The organism is Thauera propionica, from assembly GCF_002245655.1.
GTDB classification, from domain to species: domain Bacteria; phylum Pseudomonadota; class Gammaproteobacteria; order Burkholderiales; family Rhodocyclaceae; genus Thauera; species Thauera propionica.
On record NZ_NOIH01000008.1, the window covers coordinates 167,242 to 184,699 of the forward strand.

The window sequence follows — 17,458 nt, forward strand, 5'->3', positions numbered from 1 at the left end:
GCATGCGCCGGAGGCCCGACAACGGGAAGGAAATCCCGAATCTGGAGAAAGACAATTGAAGCCCAAGATCGCCCCGACACAGCATGAGGTGCGACTGCAGGACAGCGACCTCATCGTGTCCAAGACCGACCTTACCGGTCGCATCACCTACGTCAACCGCACCTTCATGCGCATCTCGAACTATTCGGAGTCCGAGGTGCTGGGCAAGCAGCACAACGTGGTGCGCCACCCCGACATGCCGCGCGGCGTCTATCGATTGATGTGGGAGACGCTGAAGGACGAGCGCGAGTTCTTCGGCGTGGTCAAGAACATGACGGCCGATGGTGATTTCTACTGGGTGCTCGCCAACGTCACGCTCGACCGTCTGCCGGATGGCGAGGTCGTGGGCTACTACTCGGTGCGGCGCAGTGTTTCGGCAGAGGCGATCGGCATCGCATCCGAGCTTTACGCCCAGATGATGCGGATCGAGCGCGATGCGGGCGCGGCGAGCGCCCCCGAGGCCTCGCTCGCCTGGCTGCGCAGGACGCTGGCAGAGAAGACCACCGATTATGACCAGTTCGTGCTTGCGAACTGCCTCGGGTAAGGACGGAGTCCACCATGCCCCCCAGCTACAAAGTGTCCCGCAGCAAGGCGACGCCGTTTCTCGACCGCCAGTTCCTGATCCTCTGCGTCGTGTTTGTTCTTCTGAATATCGGCCTGTCGATCTGGGCCGTGTGGACACACGGCATGTCCGTGCCTGTCGTGATAGTGCCTCTCCTGGCGCTGGCCTTCGGCGTCTATGCCTGGCACCGCTTCCAGCGTCCGCTGAAGACGCTCAACCGTATGGAAGAGGTGATCCTGGCCGGCAGAGGCGGAAACCTGCATTATCGTGTCACCAACACCAAGGGGCTTGGGGAGATCGGCAAGGTTGCGTGGGAGCTCAATGAGTTCCTTGACATCGTCGAGTCGTATTTCAAGGAGATCAGCACCTGCTTCGAGATGGTGTCGCAGGGCAAGTACTACCGCCATGCGCTGGTGAAGGGCTTGCCCGGCCAGTTCGCGAAGTCGCTGACTGACGTGAACCGGGCGATCGTCGCCATGGAGGAGAACACCCGCTACGTCATCCGTAACCGCCTGAGCTCGCAGATGCATGCGCTGAACACCGGGAACCTGATGGGCAACCTGAAGGGCAACCAGAGCGACCTGATCAAGATCGCCAGCGAGATGGATTCGGTGCTGAAGATCGCAGAGGACAACCGCGAAGGTGCGGGCCGGTCGAGCCAGGATGTGGTACGGATCGGCGATTCGCTAGAACGCATCAACCATCGCATGCAGGACATGACCGGTGCAGCGAACGAGCTGGGTGAGGCCAGCCGTTCGATCGACCGTGCGGTGCACATCATTGCCGAGATCACCGACCAGACCAACCTGCTTGCCCTGAATGCGGCCATCGAGGCGGCGCGCGCTGGCGAGGTTGGCCGGGGCTTTGCCGTCGTGGCCGACGAGGTGCGCAAGCTGGCGGAGCGCACCAAGGGCGCGACCGCCGAGATCAGCCAGTTGATCGGCGGCTTCCGCGACCGGGTGGGGGCGATGGTGGAGCAGACCGCTGCCGTGGGTGAGCAGAGTGCGGCGGTAAGCGGTGAGGTTGCGGCCTTCCGCGAGCAGTTCGCCAGCGTGGCGCGCTCGTCGGAGGAGACCATCGTGCAGCTGAACCGCGCGAAGGACCTGTCCTTCGCCTCACTGGTCAAGATGGATCACATCCTCTACATGCAGAACGCCTACGTGGCGGTCGAGACCAGGGGTGAGGGCGCGGAAGCCAGGATGGTCGAGGTGCAGCATCGCGACTGCCGTCTCGGCAAGTGGTACTACAGCGGCGAGGGCAAGGTGCAGTTCGGCGGCACGCGGTCTTATGCGGCCCTGGAACGTCCGCATCAACTGGTGCACGGCTCGGTGCACAAGGCACTGGAGGTCATCAATCAGGGGGCCGCCAATGCCGATGCGGTGCGCGAGGACATCGTGTCGGCGCTGCGCGGTGCGGAGGAAGCGAGCCGCGACGTGCTGCGGCTGATCGACGAAATGGTGACCGAGAAGCACGGCATCTGATCGAGACTCGAGCGGCCAAAAGAAGAAGCCCGCGCTCCTTGCAGAGCGCGGGCTTCTTCTTTCCGGAGAGGCCGATTACTTCGCCGTCGGCAGACGCGAGGACACGCCCTGCACGAAATAGTCCATCTTGCCGAGCGTTTCGTCGTCCATCACCGCGCCCTTGGCGAGACGCTCCTTGCCGGCCTGGTCGACGACCGGGCCGGTGAAGGGGTGGAAGCTGCCCGCCTTCATGCGCGCTTCCAGGTCCCTGGCCATCGCCTGCACGTCGGCCGGGATCGCCGGGTTGAGCGGGGCAAGGCGGATCATGCCGTCCTTGAAGCCGCCCCAGACGCGCTCGGGCTTCCAGGTGCCGGCCAGCACGTCGTTGACGGTCCTGGTGTAGAACTCGCCCCAATGGTGGGTGGTGGCGGTGAGCTGGGCCTTGGGACCGTACTTCGACATGTCCGAGTGGTAGCCGAAGGCATACATGCCCTTTTCCTCGGCAGCCTGCACGGTCGCAGTGGAATCGGTATGGTGGGTCAGCATGTCGGCGCCCTGCGAGATCAGCGTCATCGCGGCCTCGCGCTCCCTGCCCGGGTCGTACCAGCTGTTGGCCCAGATCACGCGGACCTCGACGTTGGGGTTGACGCTGCGCGCACCCATCGTGAATGCGTTGATGCCCTGCAGCACCTCGGGAATGGGGAAGGCGCCGACGTACCCGAGCACGTTCGACTTGGTCATCTTGCCCGCGATGACGCCGTTGATGTAACGGCCTTCGTAGAAGCGGGCGTTGTAGTTGGTGAAGTTCTTGCCCGACTTGTAGCCGGTGGCATGCAGGAAGGTGACGTTGGGGAACTGCCTGGCCACGCGCTCGACGTAGTTCATGTAGCCGAAGCTCGTGGCGAACACGATCTTGCTGCCGCTGGCGGCGAACTCGCGAATCACGCGCTCGGCATCGGCACCTTCGGCCACGCTCTCGACGAAGCGGCTCTGCACCTTGTTGCCGAGAGCCTTCTCCATTTCCTTGCGGCCTTCGTCGTGCTGGAAGGTCCATCCGGCGTCGCCGATCGGGCTGACATACACGAAACCGAGCTTGGCCGGCTCCTGGGCGAAGGCGGACAGCGGCAGGCTGGCCGCAACCGCGAGGGCGGCACTGGACAGGATGAACTGGCGACGTTGCGTCATGCGGGGTCTCCGGGAGCGGGTGAAGGGGACGAACTCGGCGATTCTAACCACTTGGCGCGGCGCTGCCGCACCGTGTTTTCCTCAATACGCCGACGGCGACCAGTCCCGGGTGGCGCGCACGCACTCGCGCACCAGTCCGGGGCCGCGGTAGATGAGCCCGCTGTACACCTGGACCAGCGCCGCGCCGGCGTCGAGCTTGGCGCAGGCGCCGCGCCCGTCGAGAACGCCGCCGGCGGCGATGATCGGCAACTCGCCTGCGAGTGCCTGGCTCAGCTGGCGCACGACGGCCGTCGAGGCCTCGAACACCGGCGCACCGGACAGGCCGCCCTGCTGGTCGCCGTAGCGGATGCCCTGCACCTTGTCGCGCGCAATCGTGGTGTTGGTGGCGATGACGCCGTCGATGCGGTGGCGGCGCAGCGCGTCGGCGATGTTGACCACCTGTGCCTCGTCCAGATCCGGGGCGATCTTCAGCGTCAGCGGCACGTATCGGCCGTGGGTGTCGGCCAGGCGGGTCTGCGCGGCCTTCAGGCGGCCGAGCAGGTCGTCGAGCTCCGATTCGCCCTGCAGCTGGCGCAGGTTCTTGGTGTTGGGCGAGGAGATGTTGACCGTGACGTAGCTCGCCAGCGCATAGACCTTGTCCAGGCAGGCGAGGTAGTCGTCGGCGGCGTTCTCGATCGGCGTGTCGAAGTTCTTGCCGATGTTGATGCCGAGGATGCCCGTGAACCTGGCAGCCTTGACGTTGGCGACCAGCACGTCAACGCCGTGATTGTTGAAGCCCATGCGGTTGATGATGCCGCGCACCTCGGGCAGGCGGAACATGCGGGGCCGCGGGTTGCCGGGCTGCGGGCGGGGCGTGATGGTGCCGATCTCGATGAAGCCGAAGCCCATGCGGGCTAGGCCGTCGATGGCTTCGCCGTTCTTGTCGAGGCCGGCGGCGAGGCCGATGCGGTTGGGGAAGCGCAATCCCATCACCTCGACCGGCTTGGCGGGCTCAGGCTTGCCGGCGGGCAGCATTCGGCCGGCGAGGTTCAGCGAGTGGATGGCGAATTCGTGGGCGGTTTCCGCGTCTAGCGAAAACAGCAGAGGGCGGGCGATGTCGTAGAGCATCGCGCGATTGTAGCGATTCGGCCCGTGTCAGGCGACGTCGGGGGTGCGAGCCTCGGGCTCGAGCGGTTGCCAGCGCCCGTCCTGCAGGGCCTCGAGCGGGTGGAAGCGCTCCTTGTAGGCCATCTTGGGACTTTCGGCGATCCAGTAGCCCAGATACACGTAGGGCAGTCCGAGCCGCCGACAGGTCTCGACCTGCCACAGGATGCCGTAGGTGCCGAAGGCCGTGCCGGGCAGGTCGGGGTCGTAGAAGGTATAGACGCTGGACAGCCCGTCTTCGAGCCGGTCGATGACGCTGACCATGCGCAGCGCGGTGTCGTCGCGGAACTCGATCAGGCGCGTGTCGACGTGGCTCTGCAGCAGGAAGTGGGTGTATTGCTCTCGGTTATCGAGGTCCATGCCGCCGCCCGAATGGCGCGCGCCCTGGTAGCGCTGGTAGAGGCGGTAGTGCTCCTCGATGAAGGCCAGCGGACGCTCGACGGTGCTCAGCGTGGCGTGACGCTTCCAGGCGCGCCGCTGGCTGCGGTCGGGGTGGAACTGTTGCACCGGGATGCGGACGGGCACGCAGGCGTTGCAACTGTCGCAGTAGGGGCGGTAGGTGAATACGCCGCTGCGGCGGAAACCGCGTCGCACCAGTTCGCCGTAGATCTGGGTGTCGATCAGGTGCCCCGGGGTCGCGACCTGCGAGCGCGCGCTGCGTCCGGCAAGATACGAGCATGCGTAGGGCGCCGTCGCATAGAACTGGATCAGGGCGTAGGGATAGTCCTTCTGCATTGTCTCCTGCCTGCGACCATGATTCTTGTCAGCGCCAGTCGAGGCTCCTTGCGGCGTCTGCCGGCCATTTACCGGGCAGGCTGCCGCCCGGTGTGTGGATGGCAAGTGCCGCGCAGAAGTCGCTGCGGGGCATTTCACGCGCGCCCATCGACTGAAGATGTGCCGTGGTCATCTGGCAGTCGATCATGACATAGCCGCGAGTGCGGAGGAAACGGGCAAGGTGCGCCAGCGCAACCTTGGACGCGTCTGACTCGCGAGAGAACATCGACTCGCCGAAGAAGACGCTCCCCAGCGCCATGCCGTACAAGCCGCCCACCAGCTTGCCATCACGCCAGCTTTCGACACTGTGTGCGACGCCCAGTTCGTGCATGCGGCAATAGGCGCGGCGCATCTCGGCGGTGATCCAGGTCCCCAGTCCGGGTTCGCGTGGCGCGGCGCAGGCGTCGATGACCTCGGCGAAGGCGGTGTCGAAACGCACCTCGAAGTGGCCGCGGCGCAAGGTCTTGCGCAGCGAGTGGCTGATGCGGATCGCGTCGGGGATCAGGACCAGGCGCGGGTGCGGACTCCACCACAGGATGGGTTCGCCCGGGTTGAACCACGGGAAGATGCCGTGCCGATAGGCCTCGATCAGCCATTCGGGGGTCAGGGCGCCGCCGGCGGCAAGCAGGCCGTTGGGTTCGTTGAGCGCCGCGCTGACCGGCGGAAAGGCCGGTGCGCCTTCAAGCCAGGGAATCAAGAGCGCCTCAGGCCGCCGCGGCCGGCTCGTCCTGGAAGGTGATCACATGGTCGACATCCAGCCGGATGCCGATCCGCTCGCCGATCGCGTGGTTGTGGTGGCTCGGCACCAGCGACAGCACACGCGCGCCACTCGCCAGGCGCAGCGTGTACAGGATGTCGGCGCCGCGAAAGGCCTTGTGCAGCACTTCGGCCTTCAGGGGGCTGCGGTCGTCGTGCACGATGTCGTCGGGACGCAGCAGCACGTCCACCGTGCTGTCGAGGCGGCAGGTCTTGCTGCCTTCGCCGCAGAACAGCGGACCGCTGCCGTCGAGCACGCCAAGCTCGATCTGCACCCTGCGCTCGTCGAGCATGTGACCTTCGACGAACACGCCCTGGCCGATGAAATCAGCGACGAAGCGGTTGGCCGGCTCATGGTAGAGGTTGTAGGGCGTGTCCCATTGCTGGATGCGGCCCTCGTGCATGATGCCGATCTCGTCCGCGACCGCGAAGGCTTCGTGCTGGTCGTGGGTGACGAGGATGGCGGTGGTGTCGGTGGCCTTGATGATGTCGCGCACCTCGTACGACAGGCGTTCTCGCAGGTCGACATCGAGGTTGGAGAAGGGCTCGTCGAGCAGCAGCAGGCTTGGGCGAGGCGCCAGCGCGCGCGCCAGGGCCACGCGCTGCTGCTGCCCGCCTGACATCTCGTGCGGGTACTTGTTGCCCTGCGATGACAGTCCGACGAGGCTCAGCAACTCGTCAACGCGCGCCTGGCGCACCCCTGCGCCCTCGCGGCGCAGGCCGAAGGCGATGTTGTCGGCGACCGTCAGGTGTGGGAACAGCGCGTAGTCCTGGAACACCATGCCGATGCGGCGGCGTTCGGGCGGCAGATGGGTGTTCGCATCGCTGACGACCTGCCCGCCGAGGCGGATCTCGCCCGCGGCGACGCGCTCGAAGCCGGCGATGCAGCGCAGCACGGTGGTCTTGCCGCAACCCGAGGGGCCGAGCAGGCAGCCGATCCGGCCTTTCTCGAGACCGAAGGAGAGGGCACGGACGATCCGATGCGCGCCGAAGGCGAGATCGATGTCGATGAGTTGAAGATGTGGCATCGTGGGGGCCTGTCCGGGGACTGCGCGAATTATTGCACCGCGGCGTTCCAAATGCGATCAATTATAATTCCCGGCTCAACAGGCGGCCGAGCCATCAGAAGCCAGGCCCGAAAGACACGGAATCCGAATGGAACACAAGGGAGGGCAGGCCGCATCGGGCCTGCGCTGGTCGTCGCTGACCGTCATCGCGGTCCTCATCGCAATCCTGATCGCCGCGCCGGTGCTGTCGGTGTTCTCGAACGTGTTCGCCGGCGGTACCAGCGAGACCTGGGCGCACCTGAGCGAGACGGTACTGGGCGAGTTCGTCCTCAACACCGTGGTGCTGTGCATTGGCGTCGGGTTGGGCGTGGCGTCGATCGGGATTACGACCGCGTGGCTGACGACGATGCTGGATTTTCCCGGCCGGCGCTTCTTCGAATGGGCGCTGGTGCTGCCGATGGCGATGCCGGCCTACGTGATGGCCTACGTCTACACCGACTTCCTGCAGTTCGTCGGGCCGGTGCAGACGGGCTTGCGCGAGTTCTTCGGCTGGCGCGCGGGCGATTACTGGTTTCCCGACGTGCGCACGGTGGGCGGCGCGGTGGCGATGTTCATGTTCGTGCTCTATCCCTATGCCTACATGCTGGTGCGTGCGGCTTTCCTCGAGCGCGCGGGCGGCATGCTCGAAGCGGGGCGCTCGCTGGGGCTCGGTCCGTGGGGCTGCTTTTTCCGCGTGTCGCTGCCGCTCGCCCGTCCGGCGGTGGTGGGTGGCACGGCGCTGGCGCTGATGGAGACGTTGGCCGATTTCGGTACGGTGTCCTACTTCGGCGTGCAGACCTTTACCACAGGCATCTATCGTGCGTGGTTCTCGCTTGGCGACCGCATCGCGGCGGCGCAGTTGTCCGCGGCGCTGCTGGCCTTCGTCGTCATCGTGCTCAGTCTCGAGCATGCGACACGCGGGCGCGCGCGCTTCAACAACACCTCGCGCCAGCAGGCCGCGCCGGCGCGTCGGCGCCTGTCGCCGACGATGGGGCTGCTGGCCGCCTTCGCATGTTTCATGCCGCTGCTGCTCGGTTTCCTGCTGCCGGCCGGCCTGCTGCTGCAGATGGCGTTCGCCGATGGCGATGCCCAGTTCGGTCCGCGTTTCTTCCAGCTGGCGCGTAACAGCTTCGTGCTCGCCGCAGTGACTGCGGTGCTCGCCGTGGTGCTGGCGGTGGTGCTGGCCTATGCGGCGCGGCTCGCGCGTACGTCGGTGCCGCGTGCCCTGAACCGAGTCGTCGGGCTGGGTTACGCCGTGCCGGGCTCGGTGATCGCGGTGGGCGTGCTGATCCCGGTCACGCGGCTGGATGCCTGGCTGGCGCAGACCTGGCAGGCGCTGTTCGACGTCAACCCCGGTCTGATCCTCACCGGCGGCATCGCCGCGCTGGTGTATGCGTATCTGGCGCGCTTCCTCGCCGTTGCCTTGCATACGGTGGATGCCAGCCTCGGAAAGATCACGCCGAACATGGACGATGCGGCGCGCAGCCTGGGTTTCGGCAAGTGGTCCACTCTGCGCCGGGTGCATGTTCCGATCCTGCGCGGCAGCTTGCTGTCCGCGGCCTTGCTGGTGTTCGTGGATGTGATGAAGGAGCTGCCGGCCACGCTGGTTATCCGTCCGTTCAACTTCGACACGCTGGCCACGCAGGCGCACACGCTGGCTGCCGACGAGCGATTGACCGAGGCATCGACCGCCGCGCTGATGATCGTTGCCGTGGGCCTGCTGCCGATGATCCTGATCTCGCGGCAGATCCTCAAGTCCGGCAGACGCAGCAACTGACTTGCATCAGACCCCGCGGGCAACGCAGGGGGGCGTGACGCCGTTCTCGCGAGACACGATTCCGCGCGGGTCGGCACTGGATTCTCACGAACGCTGGCCATATCCTTGCAGTGATTCGGGTTTTTCCCAGAACGTCTTACTGCGCTACTGCCCCGGGATCGCCCCCCTTGACGTCTCATTCGCTTCCTCTTCAGGCTGCGCCGCGTTCGCTTCGCGAGGCCTTCGCACATGGGCCCCTGCGCTGGGCGGCGTTGTTCACCGCGCTCTTTGCCGGCGCCAGTCTCCTGCCGCACTGGAAGATGTTTTCCGCGCTTGAGGACTATCTCGCACTGCATACCACGCTGGAGTTCTTCTCGATCGCCGTGTCGGCGATGGTGTTTGCGCTGGGCTGGAATCTGAGGCGCTCGGCCAGTGGCGGTGCTTTCACGTGGCTGGCGGTGGTTGCACTGGCTGTTGCGCTGATCGACCTGCTTCACCTGCTGTCGTATGAGGGCATGCCCACGCTGGTGACGCCGAGCGGCCCCGAGAAGGCAATCAACTTCTGGCTGGCGGGGCGTCTGCTGACGGCACTCGGGCTGCTGGGACTGGTCGTCGTGCGGCCACAGCCATGGCGTGCCGCGAGCGCCGTCACGGCCTTGCTGCTCGCGCTGGTGCTGAGCGCCGCGGTGGCATGGCTGGGGCTCTTTCATGCCGACCGGTTGCCTCGTACCTTCGTCCCCGGCGAAGGCGTGACCGGATTCAAGGTCGCTGTTGAATATGGCATCACCCTGCTGTACGCAGTTGCCGCTGTGCTGCTGCTCCGCACGGCCATCCGGCAGGGGCGGGGGGCGCTGGTTTGGCTTGCCGCAGCCGCGTGGGTGCTGGGGCTGACCGGATTGTTCTTCACGCTTTACATGTCGGTCACCGACGTCCATAACCTGCTGGGCCACGTGTTCAAGGTCGTGGCTTCGGTGATGTTCTACAAGGCGGTGTTCGCTGCGGGTGTGCGCGAACCGAATGCCGCGCTCGAGCGTGAGCGGGCGCTGTTGCGGACGATGATCGACGCCGTCCCCGACCTGATTGCCTTCAAGGACGCACGGGGTGCCTACCTCGGCTGTAACCGGGCCTTCAGCGCCTGCTACAACCTGCCCGAGGAGCGCCTGGTCGGAAAGACCGATGCGGAGCTGTTCGGCGCCGGCATGCGCCTGCCGGCGGAGCCGGAGGACGCACCGGTCGTGACGCGGCTCGAGCGCCACGAGGAATGGGTGGAAGGGGCGGATGGCAGTATGCGCCTGCTCGATACCCTGCGCATTCCGTTCCGCGCATCGGACGGCGAACTGCTGGGCGAAATCGGCGTGAGCCGGGATTTCACCGAGCGGCGGCGCGTGCGCGACCAGATCGCCGAGCGCGAGAAGCGGCTCATGATGGCCTTGCAGGGGGCGTCGCTTGGCGTCTGGGACTGGGACATTCCGTCCGGCCGCATGCTGTTCAGTCCGTTGTGGGCCAGCATGCTCGGGCGGCGCGTCGAGGATCTGCCGCCGGACATCGCGACCTGGGAGGCGCTGGTGCATCCCGACGACTGGGGCGATATCCAGGCCGCACTCGAGCCGCACCTGCGCGGCGAGACCGACTCCTACACCGCGGAGTACCGCCTGCGACATGCCGGTGGGCACTGGGTGTGGGTGATGGATGCCGGGCGTGTGCTCGAGCGCGACGACGATGGCAAGCCGCTGCGCGCGGTGGGCGTGCATCAGGACATTTCCGAGCGCAAGTCCATGGAGGCGAGCCTGCTGCACCTTGCGACCAGCGATCCGCTCACCGGACTATGGAACCGGCGCCATTTCACCGAAGTGGTCAATGGCGAACTGGGCCGGGTGCGGCGCCACGGTGTGCAGGCCGGACTGATGCTGCTCGATCTCGACCATTTCAAGCGCATCAACGACACGCGCGGCCATGCCGCTGGCGACGAGGTCCTGCGCCACTTCGCGGGAATCGTGAGCCGGCATCTGCGCGAGGCGGACGTGTTCGCCCGCCTGGGGGGCGAGGAGTTCGCGGTGCTGTTGCCCTGTGTGGACGATGCGGCGGGAGCTGTGCGTGCAGCGGAACGCGTGCGGGACCTGATCGCGAGTACGCCGGCGATTGTCGATGACGTCCCGCTGCCGTTCTCGGTCAGCATCGGGGTGGCGATGCTGGACGCTGACGATGCCGGCTTTGATGCGGTATTCACCCGCGCGGACGAAGCGCTTTACGAGGCAAAGCGCGGCGGGCGCAACCGGACCGTGTTGTCAGCGCCCAAAGAAGAAGCGGGTTCCGCCCTCGAAAGCACGGAACCCGCCTGATGCCGGGCGCTGCGCGCCCGCAATGTGACGATCAGCGATAGCCGGCGCGGTCGTAGATCCGCTGGGCTTGGCCGACGGTCTTGCCGATGTCGCCGATCGGCATGCCATCGGCCTTGAACTCGCCGAGCTTGTCGAGTGCGGCGTTGTCCACCTTCACCGAGGCGACCACCGGCCACTCGTTGTTGCCGTTCGCGAAATAGGCCTGCGCCTCGTCCGAGGCGAGGTACTCCAGGAACTTCACGGCTGCGCCCTTGTTCGGCGCGTGCTTCAGCATGCCGGCGCCCGAGACGTTGATGTGGGTGCCCCAGGTCTGCTGGTTGGGCCACACCGCCTTGATCTTGGCGACCACCGCCTGATCCTCGGGTTTGGCCGAGTTCATCAGGCGGGCGAGGTAGTAGCTGTTGGCGATCGCCACGCCGCATTCACCGGCCGCCACGGCCTTGATCTGGTCGGTGTCGCCACCCTTGGGCGCGCGCGCGAAGTTCTCGACGATGCCGCTGGCCCACTTGACGGTGTCGTCCGCGCCGTTGTGCTTGATCATCGCAGCACCCAGCGACAGGTTGTAGGGGTGGCTGCCCGAACGCGTGCACACCTTGCCCTTGAGCGCCGGGTCGGCCAGCTGTTCGTAGGTCTGGACCTGCTCGCCCTGCACCAGCTCCGGGTTGTATACGATGATGCGGGCGCGCTTGGAGAACGAGAACCAGCGCTCGGTGCGCAGGTTGTCGGGAATGCGCTGCTCCAGCACCTCGGATTTCACCGGCGCGAAGATGCCCATCTCGTCAGCATAGGCCAGGCGCGAGACGTCGACCGTCACGAAAACGTCCGCAGGGCTGTTGACGCCCTCGTTGCGGATGCGCTCGAGCAATTCGTCTTCCTTCGCTTCGATGCGGTTGACCTTGATGCCCGTCTGCTTGGTGAAGTTGCCGTACAGGGCTTCGTCCGTCTGGTAATGGCGGGCGGAGTAGACGTTCAGCTCGGTGTCGGCAGCGTGGGCCGGGATTGCGGCAGCGCCGAGGGTGGAGAGCAGGGCGGCGAGAGCGGCTTTCTTCATCATCATGTTGCAGCGGCCTTTCATGAGGTCAGTGAGGCCTCGATAATAACGAGAAGAGTTTGCAGTTGCAAATAGTTCGCATTCGATGTATTAATGTTGAGAATAATTCTCAACAACAGGAATAACGACCATGGATGCACTTCTCGTTGGCGCCGATCGTCTGGGCAACATTCCCGACATCCTGGACGATTTCGGCATTCGTATCGCCGCTCACGTTAGCGGACGCGACACCAGCCACCAGCGCCGCAGCAGTGCGCTACCGGCGGGGATCGGGATGGTGATCCTGTTCACGGATTTCCTCGGCCACAACGTCATGCAGCGTTTCCGCGAAGCCGCAAACCGCGAAGGCGTGATGTTCGTGTGCTGCCGGCGTTCGACGTGTGCGCTGCAGAAGGCGCTGGGGCAACGCATCGGCGACAAGTGCAGGAACTGCCCGGATGCAGCCAAATGCCGCAAGTGAGACAGGCTATCCTGGCATGCGCGCCCTGAGTGGCGGCTTTGCCGGGCCGTGAAGCAGTGTGGTGGAGAAGTGCGGGTGCAGCGGGAGGGTCAGCGCAGCGCGGTCAGCGGCGCCGTTGAGGCCTCCGCTGCGTCATCGACCAGGCGGCGCGCGCCATTGAAGCGCTTGGACCAGTAACTGCTCGAGATCGTCTCGATGCGGACCTTGCCGCCACGCGACGGCGCATGAACGAACTTGCCGTCGCCCAGATAGATGCCGACGTGCGAGAAAGTGCGACGCATGGTGTTGAAGAACACGAGGTCGCCGGGTTTCAGTTCCTGCCGGCCGATCTTGTCGCCCAGCTTTGCCATCTCGGAAGCCGTGCGGGGCAAATCCAGGCCGATGGCGTTACGGAACACATTCAGCACGAGGCCACTGCAGTCCAGGCCGGTGGTGGGCGAGGTGCCGCCGAAGCGGTAACGCACGCCGAGGTATTCCAGTGCCTGATCGACGAGCTGCTCGGCTGCCGAACCGTACTCCGACAGCATGGAGGTCTCGGCAGCAGCAGGCTCCACCTTGGCCGGCTCGTCCGCGTGGGCGGAGTGCCCCATCGACAGGGCGAGCGTCAGCGCGAGGAGGAGGCGGCGAATTTGCATTGCGCGGAATATACGCACGCTCGGCCGGCTTGTAAACGGGATCTTCATTCGCCCGAGAAGCTCATCACGATGTCCTGAGATTGGGCTCAGACCTTGCGCCGGTACTGGCGGTAGCTGCGCTCCAATTCCGCGAGTCCGCGCGGGCTGAGCGCCGACTGCGCCAGCGCACGGGCCTGCGCCGCAAGAAAGAGCTGGGCAATCGCCCAGCCGTCGCCCAGGGCATGATGACGCTGGAAGGTCTCGATACCGAAGCTGCTCATCCAGTCCGCGAGGCGGGCGGGGCGCTCGATGCGCTCCGGAAACAGGGCGGGCAGGATGAAGTAGAGGTCGATCCACAGCCAGTCGGCATTCAGGCCGAGGTGCTCCTCCAGTGCGCGCTCGAGCATCGTGCGGTTGAAGGCGCTGTTGAACACGACCAGCGGCGCTTTGCCGGCGGCTTGCAGCAGGCCGGTCAGGGCAGACACCGGCTGCTCGCCGAGCACCGCGTAGTAGCTGTCCTGCGGCGCGACGATGCCACCATCCACCCCCACTGCCGAGACCGCAAGCACACGATCCTTGTCCAGGTCGAGCCCCGACGCCTCGGTATTGATGACGACGTAGCGGGTCTCGAAATGCGCGCGGCCGAGGTCGGCGTCGGGCAGGGCCGCCCACTGTGCAAGCGTCCGCCGGGCCTGTTCCGACAGGGGTTCGCTACTGGCGCTCGAAGTGAGGAGACGCGAGAGCCAGTTGTTCACAACTGGTAGTCCAGCTTGAGGCGCAACTGGAGCTTGCGCGCCTGGCGGAAGGATTCCTTCAGGATGCGGCGGTCGAGTTCGTTCAACGAGTCGGGATCGACACGGTTGTCGGTTTGGCCATCGTGTTCGCTCTCGAGATGCTGGGCGCGCAGGCGTAGCAGCTGCACGAAGTGGAAGCCGTCGATGATCGCGGCGACTTCGTCGGCGGTCACGCCCATCTTGACGCTCGCCTGGCGCAGGCGCTGCGCCGTGCTGCTGGAGTCGACGCCGGTGCGCAACGCGAGGATGCGCGCGACATCGACAAACAACCTGGCGCCCGATTTCTTCAGGTCGATGGTGCCGTCGTCCTCGACGACGAAGTCGCGCAGGCGCCCAAGCGGCGGCGCGACCTGCAGGGCATTTCCCGCCATCATGCGCAGGAAGGCGGAGTTACCCTTGACGATCTTGTTGAGCCAGGCGCGCAACTGGTCGCCGAGGCGCTCGTTGCCGTACAGCACGCGGAAGTCGAAGAAGATCGAGGCGTTCAGCAGCGCCTCGGGCACCGGCTCGCGGATCCACGAGCCGAAGCGCGACCTCCATTCGTCCAGCGTCAGGCACAGCTCGGGATTGCCCGCCATGATGTTGCCCTTGCACAGCGGGAAGCCGCATCCGGCGAGGCCGGCATTCACATCCCGGGCAAACGCGATGAGGCGCTGGCGAATCGGTTCGGCTGCCTCCATCTCGGGACAGCGCCAGATGATGCCGTTGTCCTGGTCGGTGGACAGGGTCTGTTCGTGACGGCCTTCCGAGCCGAAGGACATCCAGCCGAAGTCAATGCCGACCAGGTCGTGACGCTCGAGGGCGAGCTGGATGACGCGCCGGGTGAGGGCGTCGTTGAGGGCCGAGATGAACTGGGTGAGCTGCTCCGCACCGATGCCTTGGGCGATGAGGTTGAGCGCGAGCTGGCGGATGTCCTTGCTTGCGCGCTTGAGTGCGCCGACGTCGGCAGCGTTCTCGATGCCCGCGCGGATCTGCCGCAGGCTGATGCGCTGGAGCGAGAAGAGGTCGCGCTCGGACACCACGCCCTTGATCCGCCCTTCGGCATCGACCACCAGCAGGTGCCGCACGCCATGCGTCGCCATTTCCAGCGCTGCATCGTAGGCGGATGCAGTGGCGGCCAGCTGATGCGGGTTCGCGGTCATCAGCTCGCCGATCGGGCGCTCGAGGTCGAAGCCGGCGAGGATGACGCGCGGCAGCAGGTCGCTCTGCGTGAGCACGCCCACCGGATGCTTCTCGTCGTCGACGACCACCATGCAGCCGATGTGTTCGGCGTTCATCTGTTCCAGCGCCGCGCGTGTCGGCGTGTAGGGGCCGACGCACACCGGCTCGCGCTTGATGAGCTGGCCGAGCGGGGTGGTCATGGTCTGCTGTTCGGCGGCGCGCTGCGAGAAGGTTGTCTGCAACTGCTGGCGCGACTGGTTCAGCAGGCTGGCGATGTACTGTGTGCAGAACAGATGGAACACCGGGCTCATCTGCATCAGCTGCAGGAATTCCTCGTCGGTGATCTGGAAGCAGAAACTGTCCTCGACCGCCACGTAGGCATTGGTCGATGGCCGCTGCGCCGAGATGGCGCCGATCGGGAAGCACTCGCCGGGCCCGAGGCTCAGGCTGGCGTACTCGGTGACCGCGGTCGCTCCTGTCTGCCGGGCCTGCACCTTGCCGCGCTGCACGATGTAGAAGTGGCGCGGTACGCCCATCTCGGTCGTGAGGATGTCGCTGCCGCGCGGATGGAAGGCAAGGACCGCGCGTTCCGCCACGAAGGCGAGCGCCTCGGGCTCCATGCGGTTGAACGGGGAGAAGTTGCGCAGGAAGTCCGTGCTGGCTCCCACCAGCAGGTCGGCGGCGATGGCGGTCATGACGGGCAGTCGTCGATTGGATCCGCCGATTATAGGGGAGCCGCCCGTTGGCACGCTTATCCGCCTCGAAGCCGGCTTAATGCGCCGGACCTCGAGGCGAATCGTGCCCGCTCAGAGGATGTCGGCGGCGTAGTCGGCCAGGCGAGAGCGCTCGCCGCGCTGCAGCGTGATGTGCCCCGAGTGCGCCCAGCCCTTGAAGCGGTCGACGACAAAGGTCAGACCGGACGAGCCCTCGGTGAGGTAGGGCGTGTCGATCTGCGCGATGTTGCCCATGCAGATCACCTTGGTGCCGGGGCCGGCGCGGGTGATCAGGGTCTTCATCTGCTTGGGCGTCAGGTTCTGCGCCTCGTCGATGATCAGGAACTTGTTGAGGAAGGTACGCCCGCGCATGAAGTTCAGGCTCTTGATCTTGATGCGGCTGCGGATCAGGTCGCGGGTCGCCGCTCGACCCCAGTCGCCGCCTTCGCCCGCGGTGCCGTTGAGCACGTCGAGGTTGTCCTCGAGTGCGCCCATCCACGGCGCCATCTTCTCCTCCTCCGTTCCAGGCAGGAAGCCGATGTCCTCGCCCACCGGCACAGTGACGCGGGTCATGATGATCTCGCTGTAGCGCTTCGTCTCCAGCACCTGTGTAAGTCCGGCGGCCAGCGTCAGCAGCGTCTTGCCGGTGCCGGCCTGGCCGAGCAGGGTGACGAAATCGATCTCCGGGTTCATCAGCAGGTTCAACGCGAAGTTCTGTTCGCGGTTGCGAGCGGTGATGCCCCACACGTTGTTCTTCTGATGCGCGTAGTCGACCAGGGTCTCGAGCACGACGTTGCGGCCTTCCCGCTCCTTGACCCAGGCCTGCAGCGGATTGTCACCACTTCCCTCGTAGACGAACTCATTGACCAGCATCTCGGGCGCCAGCGGCCCGGACAGGCGGTAATAGGTATGGCCTTCTTCCTTCCACGACTGCATGCCCTTGCCGTGCGTATCCCAGAAGTCGGACGGCAGTTCGCGCGTGCCGGTGTACAGCAGGTCGCTGTCTTCGAGCACCTTGTCGTTGAAGTAGTCCTGCGCCGCCAGCCCGAGCGCGCGGGCCTTGATGCGCATGTTGATGTCCTTGGACACCAGGATGACGTCGCGGTCGGGGTGGCGTTCGGCCAGATGCATGACGACAGCCAGAATCTGGTTGTCGCCACGCGCGGTGGGCAGGGCGGCTGGCAGCGTGACGTTGATCGCTTCGGTCTGCAGGAACAGGCGACCGGTCGCCAGACCGCGCGAGGGTTCCTCAAGCCCGATGCCCTCGTCGATGCCTTCCAGCGCACCGCTGACGATCTCGTCGAGCAAGCGACTGGCCTGGCGCGTGTTGCGCGCGATTTCGGTTGTGCCCTTCTTGTTGTTGTCCAGTTCCTCCAGCGTCATGATCGGCACGAACAAGTCGTGCTCCTCGAAGCGGAAGAGGCTGGTCGGGTCGTGCATCAGCACGTTGGTGTCGAGCACGAAGAGCTTGCGGGCGCTCTTCTTCGCGGCCTTGCGACGGCTGGTCGAGGTAGAGGACTTGGATGCGGCGGACTTCGTCTTGGTCTTGGCGGTCGCGGGCATGGTCAGTGGGCAGGCAGGGTTGTGGTGGCGGGCGGGGAGCGG

General features: G+C 65.7%; 15 protein-coding genes. 5 read left to right on the forward strand and 10 right to left on the reverse strand.

The window, feature by feature from the left end; translation table 11 throughout:
- The first annotated feature begins 55 nt into the window (after window positions 1–55).
- Together CGK74_RS08850 and CGK74_RS08855 are read left to right on the forward strand one after the other, a co-directional pair.
- Entirely contained in the window at window positions 56–583 is a 528-nt protein-coding gene (locus tag CGK74_RS08850) for a PAS domain-containing protein (protein ID WP_094268125.1), read from the forward strand.
- A 14-nt stretch (window positions 584–597) separates the two neighbouring features.
- Window positions 598–2,082, forward strand: coding sequence for a methyl-accepting chemotaxis protein (locus tag CGK74_RS08855; RefSeq protein WP_094268126.1), 1,485 nt, complete (start codon window positions 598–600; stop codon window positions 2,080–2,082).
- A 75-nt stretch (window positions 2,083–2,157) separates the two neighbouring features.
- Here CGK74_RS08855 and CGK74_RS08860 read toward each other — a convergent pair whose 3' ends face one another.
- The 5 genes from CGK74_RS08860 to CGK74_RS08880 form a co-directional block, all read right to left on the reverse strand.
- Entirely contained in the window at window positions 2,158–3,246 is a 1,089-nt protein-coding gene (locus tag CGK74_RS08860) for a BMP family ABC transporter substrate-binding protein (protein ID WP_094268127.1), read from the reverse strand.
- Window positions 3,247–3,327: 81 nt separating this feature from the next.
- Complete coding sequence (locus CGK74_RS08865; RefSeq protein WP_094268128.1) at window positions 3,328–4,353, reverse strand: quinone-dependent dihydroorotate dehydrogenase; 1,026 nt, start codon at window positions 4,351–4,353, stop codon at window positions 3,328–3,330.
- Between the two features lie 27 nt (window positions 4,354–4,380).
- Entirely contained in the window at window positions 4,381–5,124 is a 744-nt protein-coding gene (locus CGK74_RS08870) for an arginyltransferase (protein WP_094268129.1), read from the reverse strand.
- A 28-nt stretch (window positions 5,125–5,152) separates the two neighbouring features.
- Window positions 5,153–5,860, reverse strand: a complete 708-nt coding sequence (gene aat, locus CGK74_RS08875) for a leucyl/phenylalanyl-tRNA--protein transferase (RefSeq protein WP_094268130.1) — start codon at window positions 5,858–5,860, stop codon at window positions 5,153–5,155.
- Window positions 5,861–5,867: 7 nt separating this feature from the next.
- Window positions 5,868–6,947, reverse strand: a complete 1,080-nt coding sequence (locus CGK74_RS08880) for an ABC transporter ATP-binding protein (protein ID WP_094268131.1) — start codon at window positions 6,945–6,947, stop codon at window positions 5,868–5,870.
- A gap of 127 nt (window positions 6,948–7,074) precedes the next feature.
- Between CGK74_RS08880 and CGK74_RS08885 the strand changes: the two genes are divergently transcribed.
- Window positions 7,075–8,742 (forward strand): ABC transporter permease, encoded by a 1,668-nt coding sequence (locus tag CGK74_RS08885; protein WP_094268132.1) that lies wholly within the window; start codon window positions 7,075–7,077, stop codon window positions 8,740–8,742.
- A 299-nt stretch (window positions 8,743–9,041) separates the two neighbouring features.
- Entirely contained in the window at window positions 9,042–11,060 is a 2,019-nt protein-coding gene (locus CGK74_RS08890) for a sensor domain-containing diguanylate cyclase (RefSeq protein WP_240498674.1), read from the forward strand.
- Between the two features lie 31 nt (window positions 11,061–11,091).
- On the opposite strand, the gene CGK74_RS08895 is transcribed toward CGK74_RS08890, so the two are convergent.
- Window positions 11,092–12,111, reverse strand: a complete 1,020-nt coding sequence (locus CGK74_RS08895; RefSeq protein WP_206186223.1) for a Fe(3+) ABC transporter substrate-binding protein — start codon at window positions 12,109–12,111, stop codon at window positions 11,092–11,094.
- Between the two features lie 130 nt (window positions 12,112–12,241).
- Here CGK74_RS08895 and CGK74_RS08900 point away from each other — a divergent pair, with 130 nt between their 5' ends.
- Window positions 12,242–12,571: a DUF2325 domain-containing protein gene (locus CGK74_RS08900; protein ID WP_094268134.1), complete on the forward strand. Its 330-nt coding sequence runs from the start codon at window positions 12,242–12,244 to the stop codon at window positions 12,569–12,571.
- An 89-nt stretch (window positions 12,572–12,660) separates the two neighbouring features.
- Here the strand turns inward: CGK74_RS08900 and CGK74_RS08905 are convergent, their stop codons facing one another.
- From CGK74_RS08905 to CGK74_RS08920, 4 genes are all read right to left on the reverse strand, one after another.
- On the reverse strand, window positions 12,661–13,206 hold the full coding sequence (locus CGK74_RS08905; protein WP_094268135.1) for a C40 family peptidase: 546 nt from the start codon (window positions 13,204–13,206) through the stop codon (window positions 12,661–12,663).
- 86 nt (window positions 13,207–13,292) lie between these two features.
- On the reverse strand, window positions 13,293–13,940 hold the full coding sequence (locus tag CGK74_RS08910; RefSeq protein ID WP_094268136.1) for a 3'-5' exonuclease: 648 nt from the start codon (window positions 13,938–13,940) through the stop codon (window positions 13,293–13,295).
- Window positions 13,937–15,835 carry a DUF294 nucleotidyltransferase-like domain-containing protein gene (locus tag CGK74_RS08915; RefSeq protein WP_094268137.1) on the reverse strand — a complete coding sequence of 633 codons (1,899 nt, stop codon included), beginning with the start codon at window positions 15,833–15,835 and terminating at the stop codon, window positions 13,937–13,939. The genes CGK74_RS08910 and CGK74_RS08915 overlap by 4 nt, the downstream gene beginning before the upstream one ends.
- A gap of 111 nt (window positions 15,836–15,946) precedes the next feature.
- Window positions 15,947–17,416: a PhoH family protein gene (locus CGK74_RS08920; RefSeq protein WP_206186217.1), complete on the reverse strand. Its 1,470-nt coding sequence runs from the start codon at window positions 17,414–17,416 to the stop codon at window positions 15,947–15,949.
- Window positions 17,417–17,458: the final 42 nt, after the last annotated feature.